This is a genomic window from Streptomyces sp. NPDC002092 (assembly GCF_053593775.1).
This window is the reverse complement of sequence record NZ_JBSFDG010000023.1, coordinates 1-19,784: the sequence shown is the minus strand read 5'-3', so window position 1 is coordinate 19,784 and position 19,784 is coordinate 1. Positions and strand designations below refer to the sequence as shown.

Genomic DNA, 19,784 nt, shown 5'->3' with positions numbered 1-19,784 from the left:
GCGGCGGGCCGCCGTGATGCCCAGCCGATAGTGTGGTCGCTCGTCCGAGACGCCTCGCTGCCCCCGGAGGGCACAGACGTCCACCGCAGTCCACCGAACCGGGGCCCGTACCTCGATGTCCGTGCACAGCCACACGGCAGCCCACCAAGACCTCGCTGCCACAGCCGGGTTCGACCCGACCCGCCCGCCTGAGTTTCCGCGTCACGTGGTGACGGCGGTCGTCGTCTCCCACGACGGCGCCCGCTGGCTGCCCGACGCGCTCGCCGGGCTGCTCGGCCAGGAGCGCCCCGTTCAGTACGCCGTGGCCGCCGACACCGGCAGCGCGGACGACTCCGCCCAGCTGCTCACCGACGCCCTCGGCGCCGACCGCGTGCTGCACCTCGCCCGGCGCACCGGCTTCGGCCAGGCCGTCGAGGAGGCGGAACGCAGCGCGCCCGTCCTGACCCCCGACGAGCTGCCCTATCTGAGGCGGCCCAGCGGCTGGGACCCGGTCACCCGCAGCTGGCGCGACGACGCGTACGACATGCCGGAACTCCCGCACGGCGAGCCGGTCCAGTGGCTGTGGCTGCTGCACGACGACTGCGCCCCCGACCCCGACGCCCTGGCCCAGCTGCTGCGCGTCGTGGAGAACGAGCACGAGCTCGGCCGCGACGACGTGGCCGTCGTGGGCCCCAAGCTCCGCGGCTGGTACGACCGCCGCCAGCTCCTGGAGGTCGGCGTCACCATCGCCAACTCCGGCCGCCGCTGGACCGGCCTGGACCGCCGCGAACAGGACCAGGGCCAGCACGACCACGTCCGGGCCGTGCTGTCCGTGTCCACCGCCGGCATGCTGATCAGGCGCGACGTCTTCGAGCAGCTCGGCGGTTTCGACAACCGGCTGCCGCTGATGCGTGACGACGTCGACCTGTGCTGGCGCGCCACCGCCGCCGGACACCGCGTCCTCGTCGCCCCCGAGGCGGTCGTACGACACGCCGAGGCGGCCTCCCGTGAGCGCCGCACCGTCGACTGCTCGGGCCGTACCGTCGCCTCCCCGCACAAGGTCGACAAGGCCGGGGCCGTCTACACGCTCCTGGTGAACACGCGTACCGCCGCGCTGCCCTGGGTGCTGGTGCGCCTCGTGCTCGGCACGCTCCTGCGGACCGTCGCCTACCTCGTCGGCAAGGTCCCGGGGCAGGCGGTCGACGAGATCCGCGGCCTGCTGGGCACGCTGCTGCGGCCCGAGCGGATCATCGCCGGACGGCGCAGGCGCGGCCGGCCGCAGATCGACAAGGGCGAACTGCGCGCCCTGTTCCCCCCGCCCGGCGCGACCATACGGGCCACCGTCGAGCAGGCCGCGGGCGATCTCGTCGGCCGCTCCGACCCCGAGGTGACCTCCGGCGCCGGACGGCACGGCGGCGCGGTCGAGTCCGGGCCCGGCGGCGACGACGCCGACTTCCTGGAGATCGAGCAGTTCGCCCGCCTCAAGCGCATCGGCCGCAAGCCCGGCCCGATGCTCTTCCTGGTGCTGCTGTTCGTCTCGCTGGTCGCCTGCCGCGCCCTGCTCGGCGGCGGCGCGCTCGCGGGCGGCGCCCTGCTGCCCGCCCCGGCCGACTCCGGCGCGCTCTGGTCGCGCTATCTCGACTCCTGGCACGCCGTGGGCGCCGGCGGTACCCCGCCCGCACCGCCGTACCTGGCGATCGTGGCGATGCTCGCCTCCGTGCTGTTCGGCTCCACCGGACTCGCGGTCACGGTCCTGCTCGTCTGCTCGGTGCCGCTGGCCGGCGTCACCGCGTACTTCGCCTCCCGCCCGCTCGTCGAGTCGCGTCTGCTGCGCGCATGGGCCGCCGTCGTCTACGCCTTCCTGCCGGCCGCCACGGGCGCGCTCGCGGGCGGCCGCATCGGCACCGCCGTACTGGCCGTGCTGCTGCCGCTCATCGCGCGCGCGGGCATCGCGGCCAGCGGCCTCGCGAACACCTCGGGAACACCAGGCAGCTGGCGCGCCACCTGGGCGTACACGCTGCTGCTGACGATCACCACGGCGTTCACGCCCATCGTGTGGCCCGTCGCGCTGGTCCTCGGCCTCGCGCCGCTCGCCGTGCGGCGCACCGACCTCACCGCCCACGGCCTGCGCTTCCTGGCCCAGCTCGGCACGCCCCTGCTGGTCCTCGCACCCTGGTCGCTGTCGCTGCTGCCGTTCGGCTTCTTCAAGGAGGCCGGGCTCGACTACGGCCCCTCGGCCGCCTCCGCCCTCGACCTGCTCGGCATGAGCCCCGGCGGGCCGGGCACGGTCAGCGGGCTGATGCTCATCGGCATCGTCCTGGCCGCGCTGGCCGCCCTGCTGCGCTCGGAGCGTCAGTTCGGAATCTGGACGGCCTGGGCGGTCGCCCTGGTGGGCCTCGTCTTCGCGGTCCTGTCCAACCGCTCGACCTGGGCGGGCCCGGCAACCCTCGTCTACGGCCTCGCCCTCCTGACCGCCGCCGTCCTCGGCGCCGAGGGTGCACGCGCGCGCGTGGCCGAGCAGAGTTTCGGCTGGCGCCAGCCGGTGGCCGCACTCATAGCCTTCGCCGCGCTCGCGGGCCCGCTGGTCATCGCCTTCGGCTGGATGATCCGCGGCGCCGACGGACCGGTCGAGCGGCAGGACCCCGTGCAGGTCCCCGCGTTCGTCGCCGAGGAGAGCGGCACCCAGGACCAGGCACGCACGCTCGTGCTCGACAGCGACTCCACGGCCCGCGTCGGCTACACCCTGGTGCGCGGCTCCGGCGCCCGGCTCGGCGACGCCGAGAGCGCCGCGGCCGGCGGTGAGAACGCAAGGCTCGACAAGGTCGTCGCCAATCTCGTCGCCGGCTCCGGCGCCGACCAGGCCGACCAACTCGGCAAGTTCGCCGTCCGCTACGTCCTCGTCCGCAAGGGCGCGCCCCGCGAGGTCACCCGCGTCCTGGACGCCACCCCCGGCCTCTCCCGGCTGAGCCAGCAGGGCGGCAGCGCCCTGTGGCGGGTCGACCAGGAGGTCGCGCGCGCCACCCTCGTCCCCGCCTCCGGCTCCGGTACGGCGCAGCCCGTCGCCGCCGGACCCGTCGAGATCCACACCACGGTCCCGTCCGGCTCCGGCGCGCGCGTCCTGCGCCTCGCCGACACCGCCTCCGAGGGCTGGACGGCCACCCTGGACGGCAGGCCGCTCACCCGCACCACCGTCGACGGCTGGGCCCAGGGCTTCCAACTCCCCGCCTCCGGCGGCAAGTTGGACGTCACCTACAACGACCCGATCACACACACCGCCTGGCTGTGGGCGCAGGGCTTCCTGGCCGTCGTCCTCGTCGTCCTGGCCCTGCCCGGCCGGCGCCGCGACGTCGACGACGACCTCCCCGAGGAACCGGCCGTACCCGCCGAGGCCGTCGCGGGCGAGGGCCGCCGCGCCCGCCGCCTGCGCGCCCAGGCGGAGGCCGAGACCGAAGAGGCGGGCCCGAGCGAGGAGTTCCCGTCTCCTCCTGCGGAGGAGACACCGGTGGCGGTCCCGCACCAGCAGTCCTACGGCGACTGGGACGCGGCGGGCTACCAGGGCGCCGATTACGGCAGCTACGGCAACGAGCAGTACCAGGGCACCCAGCAGTACCCGGCGGGCACCTACGACCAGACGTACCAGGCGGACCCGTACCAGGGCGGCCAGTACGACCCGTACGCGTACGGCGGCTCCTCCCAGGGGTCGTACGACCAGACCGCGTACGACCCGTCGTACCAGCAGGGCTACGACCCGACGTACGACCCGGAGCAGCCGCAGCCGCACCCGCACGCCCATGAGCGCCCCGACGGGAGTCAGCAGTGAACCGCACCACCATCTCCCTGATCGCAGGCACGGCCGCGCTCGCCGCCATCACGGGCTTCGCCTCGCTCACCGAGCCGGGCGCCTCCGGCGCGGACACCGCCAAGACGGCCGCCGAACTGCCCGTGGAACGCACCACGTTGCTGTGTCCGCAGCCCAGTACCTCGGACCTCGCCGACACGTCGTACACATCCTTCACGCCCGTCACGAAGGGCACGGGAAGCGACGGCACGGCCCAACTCCGGTCCGCCTCCGAGCAGTCGGCCGACGCGGCGGGCGCCGACGGCAAGACGGGCGGCAAGACGGGCGGCAAGACGGGCGGCAAGACGGGCGGCAAGAAGGACAGCAAAAAGGACAGCAAGAAGAAGGCCGGCAAGCCGACGGGCGACAAGCCGGTCCTCACGCCCAAGGAGCCCGGCAAGCCCGTCACGGGTGACACCTCCGGTGCTGACACACCCGCGCTCGTCGGCACCGCCGAGGGCAGGTTCGCGCCCGGCTGGGCGGTGCAGGAGACCACCGAGGTCGCCGCGGGCAGCGGACGCGGCCTCCAGGGCGTCAACTGCACAGCCCCGGACACCGAGTTCTGGTTCCCGGGTGCCAGCACGGACGCCGCCCGCACCGACTATGTCCACCTCACCAACCCGGACGACTCCGCCGCCGTCGTCGACATCGAGCTCTACGGCAAGGACGGCGCCCTCAAGTCGACCGTGGGGGAGGGCATCACCGTCGCACCGCACTCCAGCGACCCGGTCCTGCTGTCCACGCTCACCGACGTGAAGCAGACCGACCTCACCGTGCACGTGAACGTCCGCAGCGGCCGCGTGGGCGCCGCAGTGCAGGCCCTCGACGACAAGTCCGGCGGCGACTGGCTGGCCGCGTCCACGGACCCGGCGGGCAGCCTCGTCCTGCCCGGCATCCCCAAGGACGCCACGGACGTGCGCCTGATCGCCTTCACGCCCGGCGACGCGGACGCCGACCTGAAGGTACGGCTCGCCTCCCCGTCCGGTCAGATCACGCCCGCCGGGAACGAGACGCTGCACGTGAAGGCCGGTATGACCAGCGCCGTCGACCTCGGCCCCGTCACCCGCGGCGAGGCCGGCTCCCTGGTCCTCACGCCCACCGACAAGTCCGTACCGGTGGTCGCCGCGCTCCGCGTCGTACGGGGCAAGGGCGACAAGCAGGAGACGGCGTTCATCCCGGCCACCAGCCCGGTGGGCACGCGCGCGACGTCCGCCGACAACAGCGGAAAGGGCACCACGCTGTCCCTCGCCGCACCCACCCGCACCGCCCAGGTGAAGGTCACCGCGTCCGCGGGCAGCGACGGCGGCACCGCGGTCTCGAAGACGTACACGATCAAGGCCGGCACCACCCAGGACATCACCGCCCCCGTCCCGAGCGGCCTCCAGGGCACCTACGCCCTGACGGTCGAGCCCCTGTCGGGCGGCCCGGTCTACGCGGCACGCACGCTGGCGGCGACGCAGGAGGGAGTCCCGGGCTTCACGGTCCAGACCCTGCCGGACGACCGCGGAACGGTGGCGGTACCGGAGGCGGACCAGGACCTGTCGGTGCTGCAGAAGTAGCTGTTGCTGGTGAGCGCCGCCCGGGGTTTGATCTTTTCAGCCCGTCCGGCGTTTGAGGACGAGGCCGTTCAGGCCGAAAAGCGGGGGTCTGGGGGCGGTAGCCCCCAGCACGGCCACACCACCGCCGGGTGCACAGAACCGCCGCTCAGTCCTCCCCGTACCGCGGATCCACCGTCTCCGGAGTAAGCCCCAGCAACTCCGCCACCTGCTCGACAACGACCTCGTGCACCAGAGCGGCCCGCTCGTCGCGCCCCTTGGTGCGGATCTCCACCGGCCGCCGATAGACGACCACCCGTGCCGGCCGCCCCTCCCGGGAGGGGATCGTGCCGCCCAGCGGCACCGCCTCGTCGCTCCAGGCCTCGGCCGGGCCGTCCAGGCGCGGCACCTCGAGGACGAGGAAGTCGATCTCGGCGAGCTGCGGCCACCGCCGTTCCAGCCGCTCCACGGAGTCCTGCACCAGATCCGCGAACGCCTCGGCACGGCTCGCGGCGAGCGGCACCTGGGGCGGCGCGATCGGGCCGCGCATGCCCCGGCCGTGGCGATCACGACGGCGGGGCCCGGGGCGGGCGGCACGGTGCGGTACGGGGTTGTCCATCACTGGTGAAGCGTAGTCCCCGCCGGGACCGCACGCCGTGCCCCACGCGGCCGGCCGGAGTGCCTCGGATCCCCCTGGACGGCCTGTCGCAGGATGACCATTCCAGCCAAGGTTGGGCTCGTTTCCGTATCTCTACGAGACCGACGATCTTGGGGCAATTGACGGTGTTTGTACGGTGTGTTGATCGGGCGAAGAGGCCCGCAAGGCCGTGTGAATGTGCGTCCGTGCAGGTCAGTCGGGTGTTCCAGGGGAGGGGTGTGGGGTGTTTCACAGTACGACACGGTGGGGTGAGCTGGGGGAGAGTCGTCGCGGCCCGCTCAAGAGTGCGGTACCGTCCAACGTCGTGAGCCCTGTACGTCGCTGTTCGCGCACCGCTTGCGGCCGTCCCGCCGTCGCGACGCTGACGTACGTCTACGCCGACTCGACCGCGGTCCTCGGCCCGCTCGCCACCTACGCCGAACCCCACTGCTACGACCTGTGCGCCGAGCACTCCGAGCGCCTCACCGCCCCGCGCGGCTGGGAGGTCGTCCGACTGCTCGACGGCTCCGCTCCGGCCCGCCCCAGCGGCGACGACCTGGAAGCGCTTGCCAACGCGGTGCGCGAGGCGGCCCGCCCCCAGGAGCGGGCGGCAGGCGCCGGCGGCGGGGCGCGCACGGCGGACCCCATGGAGGTCGCGCGGCGCGGGCATCTGCGGGTACTGCGCTCTCCGGACAACTGAGCCGCGCTTTCCGTCCCCCGTTCCGCCCAGTGGTGCACACCCGTTGGCGCGCCCTTGGCGCGGACACGATCATCCGGTGAGGCGTCCGGTGGGAAATCGCTTTCCGCATGAGTCGCACCTGGCGGGCCTGACGGGGCTTCTGGCGGCCGTTCTGGTCGCCTGGCTCGCCTACCGCATGCCGCTCGACCAGATGCTCTCAGCGCCGCCCAGAGGGCCGTCTTCGGCCTCTTCCCCATCCTGTGGATCGTGGTCAACGCCTCGCCGGATTCGGTGCGCCGGTCCCGATCTGCTCCGTGATGCTCGTCGCCCTCGGTTTCGACCCGGTGCGCGCCGCGGTCGTCGCGCTCATCGCCAACATGGCACCGGTCGCCTTCGGGGCGATGGCACACCGGACGTGACGCTCGCACAGGTGACGGGGCTGCCGCTGGACTCCGTGGCCTCCGTGGTGGGGCGTCAAACCCCGCTGCCGGCACCGCTGGTGCCACTCGTCCTGGTCTGTCTGGTGGACGGACGGCGCGGCCTGCGCGAGACCTGGATGCCTGCCCTGGTGTGCGGAGTCGCTTTCACCGTCGCCCAGTTCGCCGCCTCCAACTACGTCTTCCGCACAACTCGCCGACATCGGTGCCTCCTTGGTGGGCGCGGGCGCCCTGGTCGCCGTACCGCACGCGCGCGTGCCCACCGCCGAGTCGGTACGCGCGTCCGTGCTCACCGGCGTGCGCAGCGAGGAACGGGACGAGGACTCGCGCCCCGAAGTCCTGCGCGCCTACGCCCCGTACGCACTCATCGTCGCGATCTTCTCCGTCGCGCAGATCCCGGCGGTCAAGGACTGGCCGGCCCGGGCGACACAGACCGATCGTGTCGACCGGCGGCACGCTCGTCCTCGTCGCCGGAGTCTGCACGGCGGTCGTGCTCGGTGTGCACGCCCGCGTGGCGGTCAAGGAGTGGCTGGCGACCGTGCACGAGCTGAGGTCCGCGATCCAGACCGTGACGTCCGTGCTCGCGCTCGCGTACGTCATGAACTTCTCCGGGCGGGCAGGCACCATCGGCCACTTCGTGGCGGCGGCGGGAGCCGGACTGGCTCTCCTGCCACCCGTCCTGGGCTGGTTCGGGGTGGTGGTCTCCGGCTCGGACACCTCGGCAAGATGATCTTGCCGCAGAACCTCACCATCGCCTGCGCGGCCGTGGGCCTAGCGGGCCGCGAGGGGGATCTGCTGCGCGGGGTGCTGCCCTGGAGCGCGAGCCTGCTGCTGGTGATGCGCCTGATCGTGGTGGCCAGAACTCGCCGGTCCTGGACTGGATGCTGTCCTGACTCTTCCGGATTCTGACTTTTTCGGATTCTGCGCTGCCTCTTCCGGATCCTGGCCAGGCTCTTCCCGGATCCTGCCCCGGTCCTTCCCCGTTTCTCACCCGGCTCTGACCTGAGGCGACGGCTGGGAGTGCACTCTGAGTCCGCGCGGCGCACGGCCTGCCGGTACGGGTAGTTTGAGGCGACCGATAGGACTTCAGGAGGGTTGGCCGTGGCTGCTGATCTGTCGCAGATCGTGAAGGCGTACGACGTACGCGGGGTGGTCCCGGACCAGTGGGACGAGTCGCTGGCCGAGCTCTTCGGTGCGGCCTTCGTCCAGGTGACCGGGGCGGACGCGATCGTGATCGGCCACGACATGCGGCCGTCGTCCCCGGGCCTGTCGCGTGCCTTCGCGCGCGGGGCGGCCGCACAGGGCGTCGACGTGACCGAGATCGGCCTGTGCTCGACCGACCAGCTGTACTACGCCTCGGGCGCCCTGAACCTGCCGGGCGCGATGTTCACGGCCTCGCACAACCCGGCGCAGTACAACGGCATCAAGCTGTGCCGCGCGGGCGCGGCGCCCGTCGGCCAGGACACGGGCCTGTCCCGGATCCGCGAACTGGCCGAGCAGTGGAGCGAGTCGGGCGCCCTCGAGCCGGTCGCCGAGCCGGGAACCATCACTTCGCGCGACACGTTGTCGGACTACGCGGCCCACCTGCGCTCCCTCGTCGACCTGGCCTCCATCCGCCCCCTGAAGGTTGTCGTCGACGCGGGCAACGGCATGGGCGGCCACACCGTCCCCACGGTCTTCGCCGGCCTGCCCCTGACCGTCGTACCCATGTACTTCGAACTCGACGGCACGTTCCCGAACCACGAGGCGAACCCGCTGGACCCGGCGAACCTCGTCGACCTGCAGCAGCGCGTGCGCGAGGAGTCCGCCGACCTGGGCATCGCCTTCGACGGCGACGCGGACCGCTGCTTCGTCGTCGACGAGCACGGCGACCCGGTCTCGCCGTCCGCCATCACGGCCCTGGTGGCCGCGCGCGAGCTGGCCAGGAACGGCGGCAAGGGCGTGATCATCCACAACCTGATCACCTCCTGGTCGGTCCCCGAGGTGGTGCGCGAACACGGCGGCACCCCGGCCCGTACCCGGGTCGGCCACTCCTTCATCAAGGCCGAGATGGCGAAGTCGGGCGCGATCTTCGGCGGCGAGCACTCGGCGCACTACTACTTCAAGGACTTCTGGAACGCCGACACGGGCATGCTGGCCGCCCTCCACGTCCTCGCGGCGCTCGGCGGCCAGGAGGGCCCGCTCTCCGCCCTGACCGCCGAGTACGACCGCTACGTCGGCTCCGGCGAGATCAACTCGACGGTCGCCGACCAGGCCGACCGCCTGGCGGCCATCAAGGCGGCGTACGGCGCCCGCGAGGACATCACCCTCGACGAACTCGACGGCCTGACGGTCACCTCCACGGACTGGTGGTTCAACGTCCGCCCCTCCAACACGGAACCCCTGCTCCGCCTGAACGCGGAGGCAAGGGACGAGGCCACCATGACAAAGATCCGAGACGAGGCCCTGACCATCATCCGAGCCTGACCACACCCCTTTCAGCCCGTCCGGCGTTTGAGGACGAGGCCGTTCAGGCCGATGGGGGTCCAGGGGGGAGCCCCCTGGCGGGGTCGAAGGGGCAGCGCCCCTGGGGTCGGGAACGGGTAGGGGCGGCGGGGCGACCCCCTCCCACAGCCGCCCGACCCGACCTCGGCCCAACCCCGGCACCCCGCCCCCCACGGCGGTACGCTGACCAGGCACATCCGCACACGCACTCGCGCGCCCCCGAAGGGACACACACCCATGCCGCTCGAAGCCGGCCTCCTGGAGATCCTCGCCTGCCCGGCCTGCCACGCCCCCCTCAAGGAGCAGGAAGCCGGCGAGCAGGAAACCGAGCTGATCTGCACGGGCAAGGACTGCGGCCTGGCCTACCCCATCCGCGACGGCATCCCCGTCCTGCTGGTCGACGAGGCCCGCCGCCCCGCGTAACGCCGAGCCCCGCCACCCGCGCAAGCAGGCACCCGCAAAAGCCACCGCGCAAAAAGGCACCCGCGTAAAGAGGCACGCGCGCAAAAGGGCACCCGCGCAACAAGCCCGCGCCACGCGCACAACCCCGGCGCACACATAGAACCCCCGGCGATCGGAGGCTTCCGTCCATGCTCGACGAATCGCTGCTCGACACCCCCGAGGCCCTCTCGGAAGTCGACCGCCGCGGCCTGCTGCGCGGCGCCGCCGAGGCAGGCGCCCGCGTCCGCACAGCGGCCCGGCACGCCACAGAGGCCGGCGTGGGCGACCTCAAGCCCGACGGCCGCCCCCGCGCGGTCCTCATCGCGGGCCCCGGTGCCGCAGCGATCTGCGTCGCCGACCTCCTCGGCACGCTCGCCGGCCCCGGCAGCCCCGTCATCCGCCTCGCCCCCACCGGCGTCGCCCCTGCCGCGGGCGCCCTGCGCTGGGAACTCCCGGGCTGGACGGGGAGCGTCGACCTGCTCCTGATCACCACCCCCGACGGCACCGAACCGGGCCTGTCCCTGCTCGCCGAGGCGGCCTACCGCCGCGGCTGCACGGTCGTCGCCGTCGCCCCCGCCCGCACCCCGCTCGCCGAGGCGGTGGAAGGCGCCCACGGCCTCTTCGTACCGATGGCGACAGCCCCGTACGAGCTGGAGGAACAGGAGCTCGCCGCCTCCGCCCCCGGCGTCCTGTGGGCGCTGCTCACACCCCTCCTCGCCCTCCTCGACCGCACCGGCCTGGTCACCGCCCCACCGGAGGCCGTCGAGAAGATCGCCGACCGTCTCGACCACATCGCCGAACGCTGCGGCCCCGCCATCGCGACCTACAGCAACCCCGCCAAGACGCTCGCCGCCGAACTCGCCGACGCGCTGCCCGTCGTATGGACCGAGGGCGCCTCGGCGGGCCCCGCGGGACGGCGTTTCGCGGCCGCCCTCGCCGAACTCTCCGGCCGCCCGGCGGTCGTCGCCGAACTCCCCGAGGCACTCGCCGCACACAGCGCCCTGCTGGCCGGCCCGCTCGCCGCCAGCGCCGACCCGGACGACTTCTTCCGCGACCGCGTGGAGGAAGCACCCGCCCTGCACGCGCGCGTGGTGCTGCTCCGCGACCGCCCGATCGAAGGCCTCACCGCCGCACCGGCCGCCCGTGACCTGGCCCTCAGCCACGACACGCCGATCAGTGAACTGGAACCGGAACCCGGCGGCGAACTGGAGACCCTCGCCGAGCTGATCGCCATCACGGATTTCGCCGCCGTTTACCTGGCGCTCGCCTCGGGGGCCTGACGTTGACCCGCGCAACCCGCGCTTACTGACCAGCGCCCGCCGAGCGCGGCGTACGTACGGAGACGAAGACACAGCATGGACCGCCTCGACAACACCATCCGTCCCTACGCCTGGGGTTCGACCACCGCGATCCCGCACCTGCTCGGTGTCGAACCGACCGGTGAACCGCAGGCGGAGATGTGGATGGGCGCCCACCCGGGCGCACCCTCGCGCACCGGACGCGGCACGCTCGTCGAGGTCGTCGACGCGGACCCGGAGAAAGAACTCGGCCCGGCCGCCGTCGCCAGGTTCGGCCCCCGCCTGCCCTTCCTCCTCAAGATCCTCGCCGCCGGCGCTCCGCTCTCCCTCCAGGTGCACCCCAACCTGGCGCAGGCGAAGGAGGGTTACGAGGACGAGGAGCGCCGGAACATCCCCGTCGACGCTCCGCACCGCAACTACAAGGACGCCAACCACAAGCCCGAACTGATCTGCGCGCTCACCGAGTTCGACGGCCTGTGCGGCTTCCGCGACCCGCTCCGGGCGGCCACCCTCCTCGACGGCCTCGGGGTCGACTCCCTCAAGCCGTACGTAGACCTGCTGCACGCCCACCCCGAGGACGCCGCCCTGCGCGAGGTCCTCACGGCGATCCTCACCGCCGACCCCGAGGAGATGCACCACACGGTCGCCGAAGCCGCGGCCGCCTGCACCCGCCTCGGCGGCGACTACGCGCCCTACGCCGACATCGCGCACCACTACCCGGGCGACCCGGGCGTCATCGCCGCCATGCTCCTCAACCACGTACGTCTGCAGCCCGGCGAGGCCCTGTTCCTCGGCGCGGGCATCCCGCACGCGTATCTGAACGGCCTCGGCGTCGAGATCATGGCCAACTCCGACAACGTCCTGCGCTGCGGCCTGACCCCCAAGCACGTCGACGTCCCCGAACTCCTGCGCATCGTCCGCTTCGAGGCGAGCGACCCCGGCGTACTGCGCCCCGAGGCGTCCCCGGACGGCGAGGAGGTCTACGAGACCCCGATCGACGAGTTCCGGCTGTCGCGCTACGTCCTCCCCGAGGGCGGCTCCGCCCACGACCTCACCCGCGCCACCCCGCAGATCCTGCTCTGCACGGCCGGTTCCGTGCAGGCGGGCGAACACGAACTGCGCCCCGGCCAGTCGGTCTTCGTCCCGGCAGGCGAGAAGGCCGAGGTGTCGGGAGCGGGTACGGTCTTCCGGGCCACTGTGATCGTATGACCGGGGTTGTGGATACCTGACACGCCGTCCTCGGGCCGGGCTGCAAGAATGGCCCACCGGCAAAGCACGGGCAAAGCCGCGACGAGGCGGGGCCCCGGACGGCGTACGTACGAAGGCGAAGGGACAACGCGGACAGATGAGCGCGTCAGGCGGCACCAGGGCGATCGTGGCGGCACTCGGCGCCAACCTCGCGATCGCGGCATCGAAGTTCGTGGCGTTCGCGTTCAGCGGTTCCTCGTCGATGCTCGCCGAGGGCGTCCACTCGCTCGCCGACTCGGGCAACCAGTTCCTGCTGCTGATCGGCGGCAAGAAGGCCCAGCGCGAGGCGACCCCGCAGCACCCCTTCGGCTACGGCCGCGAGCGCTACATCTACGCCTTCCTCGTCTCCATCGTCCTCTTCTCGGTCGGCGGCATGTTCGCCATCTACGAGGGCTACGAGAAGATCCGCCACCCGCACCAGGTGGAGCACTGGTACTGGCCGGTGGGCGTCCTCGTCTTCGCGATCATCGCCGAGGGCTACTCCTTCAAGACGGCCATCAAGGAGTCGAACGAGCTGCGCGGCAAGCTGTCCTGGTCGCAGTTCATCCGCCGCGCCAAGGCACCCGAGCTGCCCGTGGTCCTCCTGGAGGACTTCGGCGCGCTCATCGGTCTCGTCCTCGCCCTCGGCGGTGTCGGCCTCGCCCTGCTCACCGGCGACGGCGTCTGGGACGGCGTCGGCACGGTCTGCATCGGCTTCCTGCTCGTCCTGATCGCCCTCGTCCTCGCCGCCGAGACCAAGTCCCTCCTCCTCGGCGAGGCCGCAGGGGTCGACGAGGTCAAGCAGATCGAGGCGGCCCTCGTCGACGGCGACACGGTCACCGGCATCATCCACATGCGCACGCTCCACCTCGGCCCCGAGGAACTGCTGATCGCCGCCAAGATCGCCGTCCAGCACGACGACACGGCCGCGGAGGTCGCCTCCGCCATCAACGCCGCCGAGGCCCGCATCCGCGCCGCCGTCCCCATCGCCCGCGTCATCTACCTCGAGCCGGACATCTACAGCGAGGCCGAGGCCACCAAGGGCCCCGACCGCGAGGCCACCCCCGGCGGACCGGCGCCGCACCCCGCCGGCCACTGACACCACTTCGCCGTACGACCAAGGGGCCCGCCGAACGCTCGGCGGGCCCTCGTCATACCTGCACGGCCCAGGGCGGCGGCGGGGGCACGACGACACGCTTCCGTACGGCAACCGCCGCGATCCCCAGTCCGAGCCCGGTGAGCGCGATCAAGCCACCCACCAGCGCGGCCACCCCGAGCAGGGCCGCCTCGGTGTAGTCGTCCGTCACACGGCCCTGGACCGCGCTCACCGGGACCGTGCCCCCGTGATCGTCGGGAAAGGCCCGCGAGTCCCGCACGTTCGACCGATGATCACCGAGCACGAAGAGCCGCCCCTCGGGCACCTGCACGTCGTACTTCTGGTGCGTCCCGTCGGCGATACCGCCCGCCAGGTACGGCTCGTCGAGCGGCTTTCCGTTCACCAGCAGCCGCTCACCCCGTTCTTCCCCCGTGCAGCAGACGATGTGATCGCCGCCGACTCCGATGACCCGCTGCATGACGACGGCGCCCTGATAGCGCTCCGGCGCCGAATAGAGCACGACGTCGCCCCGGCGCACCCCGGTCCCTCCATGCGCTCGTACACCAGCTGCTGCCCCTGCGTGTATGTCGGCGACATGCTGTCGCTGGCCACCGTGGTCCCGTGGAAGCCCGTCCACAGGCTCGCCAGCGCCACAACCACCAGCACGACACCCAGGGACCCCAGCACCCCCGCCCAGATTCCGAGCTTCCGAGCCCTGCCCATCGCCACTCCCTCCCCACACGGAACATCCGCGCCGCGCAGAGGCTAGCCGCCCGCTGCGAACCGGCTGCGCGGGCCCGCACCCTCGACGGCCGCGGGGCCTGATCACCCCCCGAGCGGCTGACCGAGCAGCTGCGGTCGGCGTCGGTTCCGCACCCTTGTCCGCGGCGACGACGATGCTCCATGGTGCTGACATCGTTGTCGCTCAGGACGTCTTCAGCCCCGATGGCCCCTGCGTCGGCGTCCATGCCACACCCTCAGCAAGATCTATCAGCGATTCCCGATCGCCCGGCATCCTGCAACATCCACAGCCCTGCTCGAAGGTGGGGAAGTCCCTGTTCGGCATGGTCTTCTGCCTCCTCTTCCGTTCGTAGGTGTCCTGGTATCGCCCTCCCAGCCCTGGACGCCGGCACCCGGCGAAGGTGCCGATCGGCTTGATGTGTTCGAAGGCGGACTGGGGCCGCCCGGGCGTCCGGTGTAGCTTGGAACCGAGCCAGACGTCGCTGCTGATGGCGGTCGGGCGGTCCCGGTGCGGACCGACCGAGGGAGAGAGGGCCTCCGACGGACTGCGCTGCGCGTACGCGGGCATGCCTGTGTCCTCTTCGGGCACCCCTGTGTCCGCCGCCGCGCAGATCAGCCGTACCCAACCCTCGTCCCAACCCCGAGGAGCAGCTCGCAATGACGACTGTCGACAACCGACAGGACTTCAAGGTCGCCGACCTCTCCCTGGCCGACTTCGGCCGCAAGGAGATCACCCTCGCCGAGCACGAGATGCCCGGCCTGATGGCGATCCGTAAGGAGTACGCCGAGACCCAGCCGCTGGCCGGCGCCCGTGTCACCGGCTCCCTGCACATGACCGTGCAGACCGCTGTGCTCATCGAGACCCTGGTCGCCCTGGGCGCGCAGGTCCGCTGGGCCTCCTGCAACATCTTCTCCACTCAGGACCACGCGGCCGCCGCCATCGCCGTCGGCCCGAACGGCACGCCCGAGAACCCGCAGGGCGTCCCGGTCTTCGCCTGGAAGGGCGAGACCCTGGAAGAGTACTGGTGGTGCACGGAGCAGGCGCTGACCTGGCCGGACAGCCCCACCGGCGGCCCCAACATGATCCTGGACGACGGTGGTGACGCCACCCTCCTCGTCCACAAGGGCGTCGAGTACGAGAAGGACGGCAAGGTCCCCTCCGTCGACACCGCCGAGTCCGACGAGCACCGCGTCATCCTCGAACTCCTGCACCGCACCATCACCAACGGCTCGCAGAAGTGGACCCAGCTCGCCTCGGAGATCCGCGGCGTGACCGAGGAGACCACCACCGGCGTGCACCGCCTGTACGAGATGCAGCGCGACGGCGTCCTCCTGTTCCCGGCGATCAACGTCAACGACGCCGTCACCAAGTCGAAGTTCGACAACAAGTACGGCTGCCGGCACTCCCTGATCGACGGCATCAACCGCGCCACCGACGTACTCATCGGCGGCAAGACCGCGGTGGTCTGCGGCTACGGCGACGTGGGCAAGGGCTGCGCGGAGTCCCTGCGCGGACAGGGCGCCCGCGTCATCGTCACGGAGATCGACCCGATCTGCGCGCTGCAGGCGGCGATGGACGGCTACCAGGTCACGACCCTCGACGAGGTCGTCGACAAGGCCGACATCTTCATCACCACGACCGGCAACAAGGACATCATCATGGCCTCGGACATGGCCAAGATGAAGCACCAGGCGATCGTCGGCAACATCGGTCACTTCGACAACGAGATCGACATGGCCGGCCTCGCCAAGATCCCGGGCATCGTCAAGGACGAGGTCAAGCCGCAGGTCCACACCTGGACCTTCCCCGACGGCAAGGTGATCATCATCCTGTCCGAGGGCCGTCTGCTGAACCTGGGCAACGCCACCGGCCACCCCTCGTTCGTGATGTCCAACTCCTTCGCGGACCAGACCCTGGCCCAGATCGAGCTGTTCACCAAGCCCGACGAGTACCCGACCGGCGTGTACACGCTGCCCAAGCACCTCGACGAGAAGGTCGCCCGTCTCCACCTGGACGCCCTCGGCGTGAAGCTGACCACGCTCCGCCCGGAGCAGGCGGCGTACATCGGCGTCGACGTCGAGGGCCCGTTCAAGCCGGACCACTACCGCTACTGAGCGGCTCGGCGCAGTCGATGGTGAGCGTGTCGGTGCGCTGACGCGCTCACCAGCAGCAGTTCCTCCGAGGCAGGCCCCCGCACCCCCGTGTCGGGGGCCTGCCCCTTTGGCTCTGCGGCCCGTCGGCCGGACCAGCCCGTCAAGACCCAGGACCCCCATGCCCCGCGGCCGTTATTCGCTCCACGATCCGCACGATCACACCCCCCTCGCAGAAGAGCACTTCCACTGCGCCCCCGGACCTTCCGGCTGGCGCTACGTCTCCCAACTCACCAGCCCCGCGGGCGATCACCGGGGCTCCGTCGACCTCGCCCTCGACGAGCTGGGCCGACCCATCCGCCTCGAACTGCATGCCGCGGGCTGGCAGGTCCGCGGTGCCGCCCTCGATGGCGTCACCTGGGTCCGGACGGACCCCAGCGGAGCCCAGGCCACCGAAGGCAACGTCCGCGCCCACGCCTTCACCGGCACATCCCCCGCGTTCCTCGTCGCCACCACCCGTCTCCTGCGCCTCACCCCCTCCGCCACAGCAACTCGCGTACGCCTCGTCGCCTTCACCGACCCCGTCCTCGCCCCGCGCACCGTGGACCAGTCCTGGGCCTTGGTGAACAGAGAAACACACGCCACTGACAACGCCTCTCTGACCGTGGACGAGTACCAGGTCACAGCCCTGGACACGGGTGAGCAGCACGCTGTACACATCGCCGGCGACGTGGTGCTCGCCGCGCCCGGCATCGAGCTCGAAGACCTCGAATCGCCGCCGTCCACATTCATCTGAGCGAGACGTTCGCCGAAGCGATGCAAGCTGCCTGGTCCAGGCCCGAACGGCAGCCGCGAAGGGGCTACGCCGGCGGTACGAACCCGGTGGACTCGGCGGTTCCGCCCGCTGGACGGTCGCTCGACGCTGCATCCCGCCGGGCGGTCTGGACGGCCTTGTGCGCCGGAGCCGCATGCGCCGTATGGGCAGCCGGCGAAGCCACCACCGGAGGGATTCCGGCCGGGGGCTCGTAGGAACTCGGCGCACCGGCCGGGTGCACCGCGTCCGTAGCCGGGCTCCCGACCGCGGCTCCCTTCGCGAAGGCCCGTCGCGCCTCCCGGGACTGCCGCTCCTGCATCACAGCCGCCAGAAACGCAGCTGGTGGAACTCCCTGGGGAACCGGCGTGCCCGTACGCGCCGAGAGGTCCGAGGCGAGCCGCTCCGCCATCGCCCAGCCGACCTGTGGGTCCAGCTGCTGCATTCGCGACAGATACTGACGGACGGCGAGCCACAGCCCGTCGGGAACCGCAGACAGATCAAGCCCCGAGAACCTCCCGGCCAGCCAGGGCGGTGGCGGAGGCAGAAAGCCCGTCCGCATCACAGGCACCCTTTCCCGAACGACGAGAGTCCCGGCGAATACATCGCCGAGCCGTCGCCCGCGAGCCGACACCAGGGATGCGATGCAGGCGACGACCCCGAACGTCATCAGGATCTCGACCACACCGATCCCACCCCGGACCAGCGCATGCCGGAACCGGATCGGCCCCCCGTCGTCCCGCACCACCCGCAGCCCGCACGCCAGCTTTCCGAGCGAGCGCCCATGGCTGAGCGTCTCGACCGCGATCGGCCCGCCCACCAGCACGAGAACGGAGGCCGCTATCGACACCGCGACTTGCGCCGCGTCATCCAGCGAGGCCGTGGCAGCTACGAGAGCGATGGTCAGGACCACGTAGACGAGCATGGCCACGGTCAGATCGAGCAGTACCGCAAGCGCCCTACTGGGCAGCCTCGCGGGGCGCAACTCCAGCGCCACCGCCTCGCCCGTCACAAGCTCACTCACGCCTGTAGTCCTTCCCCTGGCCTGCCCCGTGAAGGGCCAGTCTGCCAAGCTGGGGACGCATCGCGCCGCAGTACGAAAAGCTGACCCCAGGACGAGCCGCCGACGAACAGCCGAGGAGCAGGCAAACCGATGGACCTCGACGTATTCGTCACCGCCCACCGAGCCGAATGGGATCGCCTCGACGCTCTCCTCAGGCGTCAACGCCGTCTCACCGGTGCCGAGGCCGACGAACTCGTCGTGCTCTACCAGCGCACGGCCACGCACCTCTCTCTGATCCAGTCCAGCGCCCCTGACCCCCAGCTGACCGGACGCCTCAGCCAGCTCGTGGCACGCGCGCGTAGCGCAGTCACAGGCACCCGACGCGCCTCCTGGCGAGACGTCACCCGCTTCCTGACGCAGGGCTTCCCTGCCGCGGTCTACAGATCGCGCCGTTGGTGGGTCCCCACGGCGCTTCTTTCCACCGTCGTCGCCGTGCTCCTGGGCTGGTGGATAGGCACCCACCCCGAGGTGCAGGCCACGATTGCGGCCCCCAGCGAGCTGCGTGAACTCACCCGCCCAGGGGGACAGTACGAGACGTACTACTCGAGCCACCCTGCGGCGTCCTTCGCCGCCCAGGTCTGGACGAACAACGCCTGGGCCTCCGCTCAGTGTCTGATCCTGGGCGTCTTCCTCGGCCTGCCCGTCCTCTGGATCCTCCTCCAGAACATGATCAACCTCGGCGTCGGCTTCGGGCTGATGTCCTCGGCCGGCCGACTCGACACCTTCCTCGGCCTGGTCCTCCCACACGGCCTGCTCGAACTGACCGCTGTCTTCGTGGCCGCCGGAACCGGCCTCCGCCTCGGCTGGACCCTCATAGACCCGGGCCCCCGCTCCCGCCGCACGGCCCTTGCCGAGGAGGGCCGTGCCGCCGTGGGCATGGCGATCGGTCTCGCGCTCGTCCTCTTCGTCTCAGGCGCCATCGAAGGCTTCGTCACCCCCTCCGGCCTGCCCACATGGGCTCGAATAGGGATCGGGGTCGCTGTGGAACTCGCCTTCCTCATGTACGTCTTCGTCCTGGGCGGCCGAGCGGCCCGTGCAGGAGAGACTGGAGACGTCAAGGCAGCAGAGCGCAGCGCCACGGTGCCGACGGCCGCCTGATGTGCGACCGCGCCTCCCGACCTGTTAGTCTCTCCTTCGCCCCACAGGAGCCGTTGACACGGACCTGGTGGGGAGGTAGATTCGAACAGTTGCCTGGAACTGGATCTAGTCCGGTCGGCAACAGTGAGTATCTGCCTGCTTCTCGAAAACATCGATTTCGAAGAAGCCACTCCCGATGAATCGGAAATGAGCGGCCGGTCAGTCCGGCTCAAAACTTCTGATAAAGTGGGAGCCGCCGGAAAGGGAAACGCGAAAGCGGGAACCTGGAAAGCACCGAGGAAATCGGATCGGGAAACGGTCTGATAGAGTCGGAAACGCAAGACCGAAGG

14 protein-coding genes and 1 pseudogene are annotated in these 19,784 nt (G+C 71.3%); 12 read left to right on the top strand and 3 right to left on the bottom strand.

What is annotated here, in order from left to right:
- Nucleotides 1-115: 115 nt before the first annotated feature.
- Both ACWCRD_RS38460 and ACWCRD_RS38455 read left to right on the top strand, forming a co-directional pair.
- Nucleotides 116-3,799: a glycosyltransferase family 2 protein gene (locus ACWCRD_RS38460; protein ID WP_450970330.1), complete on the top strand. Its 3,684-nt coding sequence runs from the start codon at nucleotides 116-118 to the stop codon at nucleotides 3,797-3,799.
- Complete coding sequence (locus ACWCRD_RS38455) at nucleotides 3,796-5,376, top strand: DUF5719 family protein (protein ID WP_450970329.1); 1,581 nt, start codon at nucleotides 3,796-3,798, stop codon at nucleotides 5,374-5,376. Before ACWCRD_RS38460 ends, ACWCRD_RS38455 begins: the two co-directional genes overlap by 4 nt.
- A 145-nt stretch (nucleotides 5,377-5,521) precedes the next feature.
- Here the strand turns inward: ACWCRD_RS38455 and ACWCRD_RS38450 are convergent, their stop codons facing one another.
- Complete coding sequence (locus ACWCRD_RS38450) at nucleotides 5,522-5,971, bottom strand: metallopeptidase family protein (protein WP_344402334.1); 450 nt, start codon at nucleotides 5,969-5,971, stop codon at nucleotides 5,522-5,524.
- A 343-nt stretch (nucleotides 5,972-6,314) separates the two neighbouring features.
- On the opposite strand from ACWCRD_RS38450, the gene ACWCRD_RS38445 reads away from it, so the two are divergent.
- From ACWCRD_RS38445 to ACWCRD_RS38415, 7 genes and pseudogenes are all read left to right on the top strand, one after another.
- Entirely contained in the window at nucleotides 6,315-6,689 is a 375-nt protein-coding gene (locus ACWCRD_RS38445) for a DUF3499 domain-containing protein (protein ID WP_053667517.1), read from the top strand.
- 109 nt (nucleotides 6,690-6,798) lie between these two features.
- Nucleotides 6,799-7,998: pseudogene (locus ACWCRD_RS38440) on the top strand (L-lactate permease); the annotation flags it as partial.
- Between the two features lie 208 nt (nucleotides 7,999-8,206).
- Complete coding sequence (locus ACWCRD_RS38435) at nucleotides 8,207-9,571, top strand: phosphomannomutase/phosphoglucomutase (RefSeq protein ID WP_450970328.1); 1,365 nt, start codon at nucleotides 8,207-8,209, stop codon at nucleotides 9,569-9,571.
- A 255-nt stretch (nucleotides 9,572-9,826) separates the two neighbouring features.
- On the top strand, nucleotides 9,827-10,012 hold the full coding sequence (locus ACWCRD_RS38430) for a Trm112 family protein (protein ID WP_450970327.1): 186 nt from the start codon (nucleotides 9,827-9,829) through the stop codon (nucleotides 10,010-10,012).
- Nucleotides 10,013-10,179: 167 nt separating this feature from the next.
- Nucleotides 10,180-11,310 (top strand): SIS domain-containing protein, encoded by a 1,131-nt coding sequence (locus tag ACWCRD_RS38425; protein WP_450970326.1) that lies wholly within the window; start codon nucleotides 10,180-10,182, stop codon nucleotides 11,308-11,310.
- 75 nt (nucleotides 11,311-11,385) lie between these two features.
- Entirely contained in the window at nucleotides 11,386-12,537 is a 1,152-nt protein-coding gene (gene manA, locus ACWCRD_RS38420; protein ID WP_450970325.1) for a mannose-6-phosphate isomerase, class I, read from the top strand.
- A gap of 136 nt (nucleotides 12,538-12,673) precedes the next feature.
- The gene (locus ACWCRD_RS38415; RefSeq protein WP_450970324.1) at nucleotides 12,674-13,654 is read left to right on the top strand and encodes a cation diffusion facilitator family transporter; all 981 of its coding nucleotides are present in this window, start codon (nucleotides 12,674-12,676) and stop codon (nucleotides 13,652-13,654) included.
- 52 nt (nucleotides 13,655-13,706) lie between these two features.
- Here the strand turns inward: ACWCRD_RS38415 and lepB are convergent, their stop codons facing one another.
- Nucleotides 13,707-14,189 carry a signal peptidase I gene (gene lepB / locus ACWCRD_RS38410; RefSeq protein WP_450970323.1) on the bottom strand — a complete coding sequence of 161 codons (483 nt, stop codon included), beginning with the start codon at nucleotides 14,187-14,189 and terminating at the stop codon, nucleotides 13,707-13,709.
- A gap of 860 nt (nucleotides 14,190-15,049) precedes the next feature.
- Between lepB and ahcY the strand changes: the two genes are divergently transcribed.
- Both ahcY and ACWCRD_RS38400 read left to right on the top strand, forming a co-directional pair.
- Complete coding sequence (ahcY, locus tag ACWCRD_RS38405; protein ID WP_450970322.1) at nucleotides 15,050-16,507, top strand: adenosylhomocysteinase; 1,458 nt, start codon at nucleotides 15,050-15,052, stop codon at nucleotides 16,505-16,507.
- 157 nt (nucleotides 16,508-16,664) lie between these two features.
- Complete coding sequence (locus ACWCRD_RS38400) at nucleotides 16,665-17,279, top strand: hypothetical protein (RefSeq protein WP_450970321.1); 615 nt, start codon at nucleotides 16,665-16,667, stop codon at nucleotides 17,277-17,279.
- Nucleotides 17,280-17,343: 64 nt separating this feature from the next.
- Here the strand turns inward: ACWCRD_RS38400 and ACWCRD_RS38395 are convergent, their stop codons facing one another.
- Nucleotides 17,344-18,318 carry an RDD family protein gene (locus tag ACWCRD_RS38395; protein ID WP_450970320.1) on the bottom strand — a complete coding sequence of 325 codons (975 nt, stop codon included), beginning with the start codon at nucleotides 18,316-18,318 and terminating at the stop codon, nucleotides 17,344-17,346.
- A 129-nt stretch (nucleotides 18,319-18,447) separates the two neighbouring features.
- Between ACWCRD_RS38395 and ACWCRD_RS38390 the strand changes: the two genes are divergently transcribed.
- Nucleotides 18,448-19,455 (top strand): stage II sporulation protein M, encoded by a 1,008-nt coding sequence (locus tag ACWCRD_RS38390; protein WP_450970319.1) that lies wholly within the window; start codon nucleotides 18,448-18,450, stop codon nucleotides 19,453-19,455.
- Nucleotides 19,456-19,784 lie beyond the last annotated feature (329 nt).

Excerpts from the sequence above, each read along its gene's own strand:
- ahcY (WP_450970322.1), top strand. The coding sequence starts at position 15,050 with ATGACGACTGTCGACAACCGACAGGACTTCAAGGTCGCCGACCTCTCC.
- manA (WP_450970325.1), top strand. The coding sequence starts at position 11,386 with ATGGACCGCCTCGACAACACCATCCGTCCCTACGCCTGGGGTTCGACC.
- ACWCRD_RS38430 (WP_450970327.1), top strand. The coding sequence starts at position 9,827 with ATGCCGCTCGAAGCCGGCCTCCTGGAGATCCTCGCCTGCCCGGCCTGC.
- ACWCRD_RS38460 (WP_450970330.1), top strand. The coding sequence starts at position 116 with ATGTCCGTGCACAGCCACACGGCAGCCCACCAAGACCTCGCTGCCACA.
- ACWCRD_RS38450 (WP_344402334.1), bottom strand. The coding sequence starts at position 5,971 with ATGGACAACCCCGTACCGCACCGTGCCGCCCGCCCCGGGCCCCGCCGT.
- ACWCRD_RS38415 (WP_450970324.1), top strand. The coding sequence starts at position 12,674 with ATGAGCGCGTCAGGCGGCACCAGGGCGATCGTGGCGGCACTCGGCGCC.
- ACWCRD_RS38425 (WP_450970326.1), top strand. The coding sequence starts at position 10,180 with ATGCTCGACGAATCGCTGCTCGACACCCCCGAGGCCCTCTCGGAAGTC.
- ACWCRD_RS38400 (WP_450970321.1), top strand. The coding sequence starts at position 16,665 with ATGCCCCGCGGCCGTTATTCGCTCCACGATCCGCACGATCACACCCCC.
- ACWCRD_RS38390 (WP_450970319.1), top strand. The coding sequence starts at position 18,448 with ATGGACCTCGACGTATTCGTCACCGCCCACCGAGCCGAATGGGATCGC.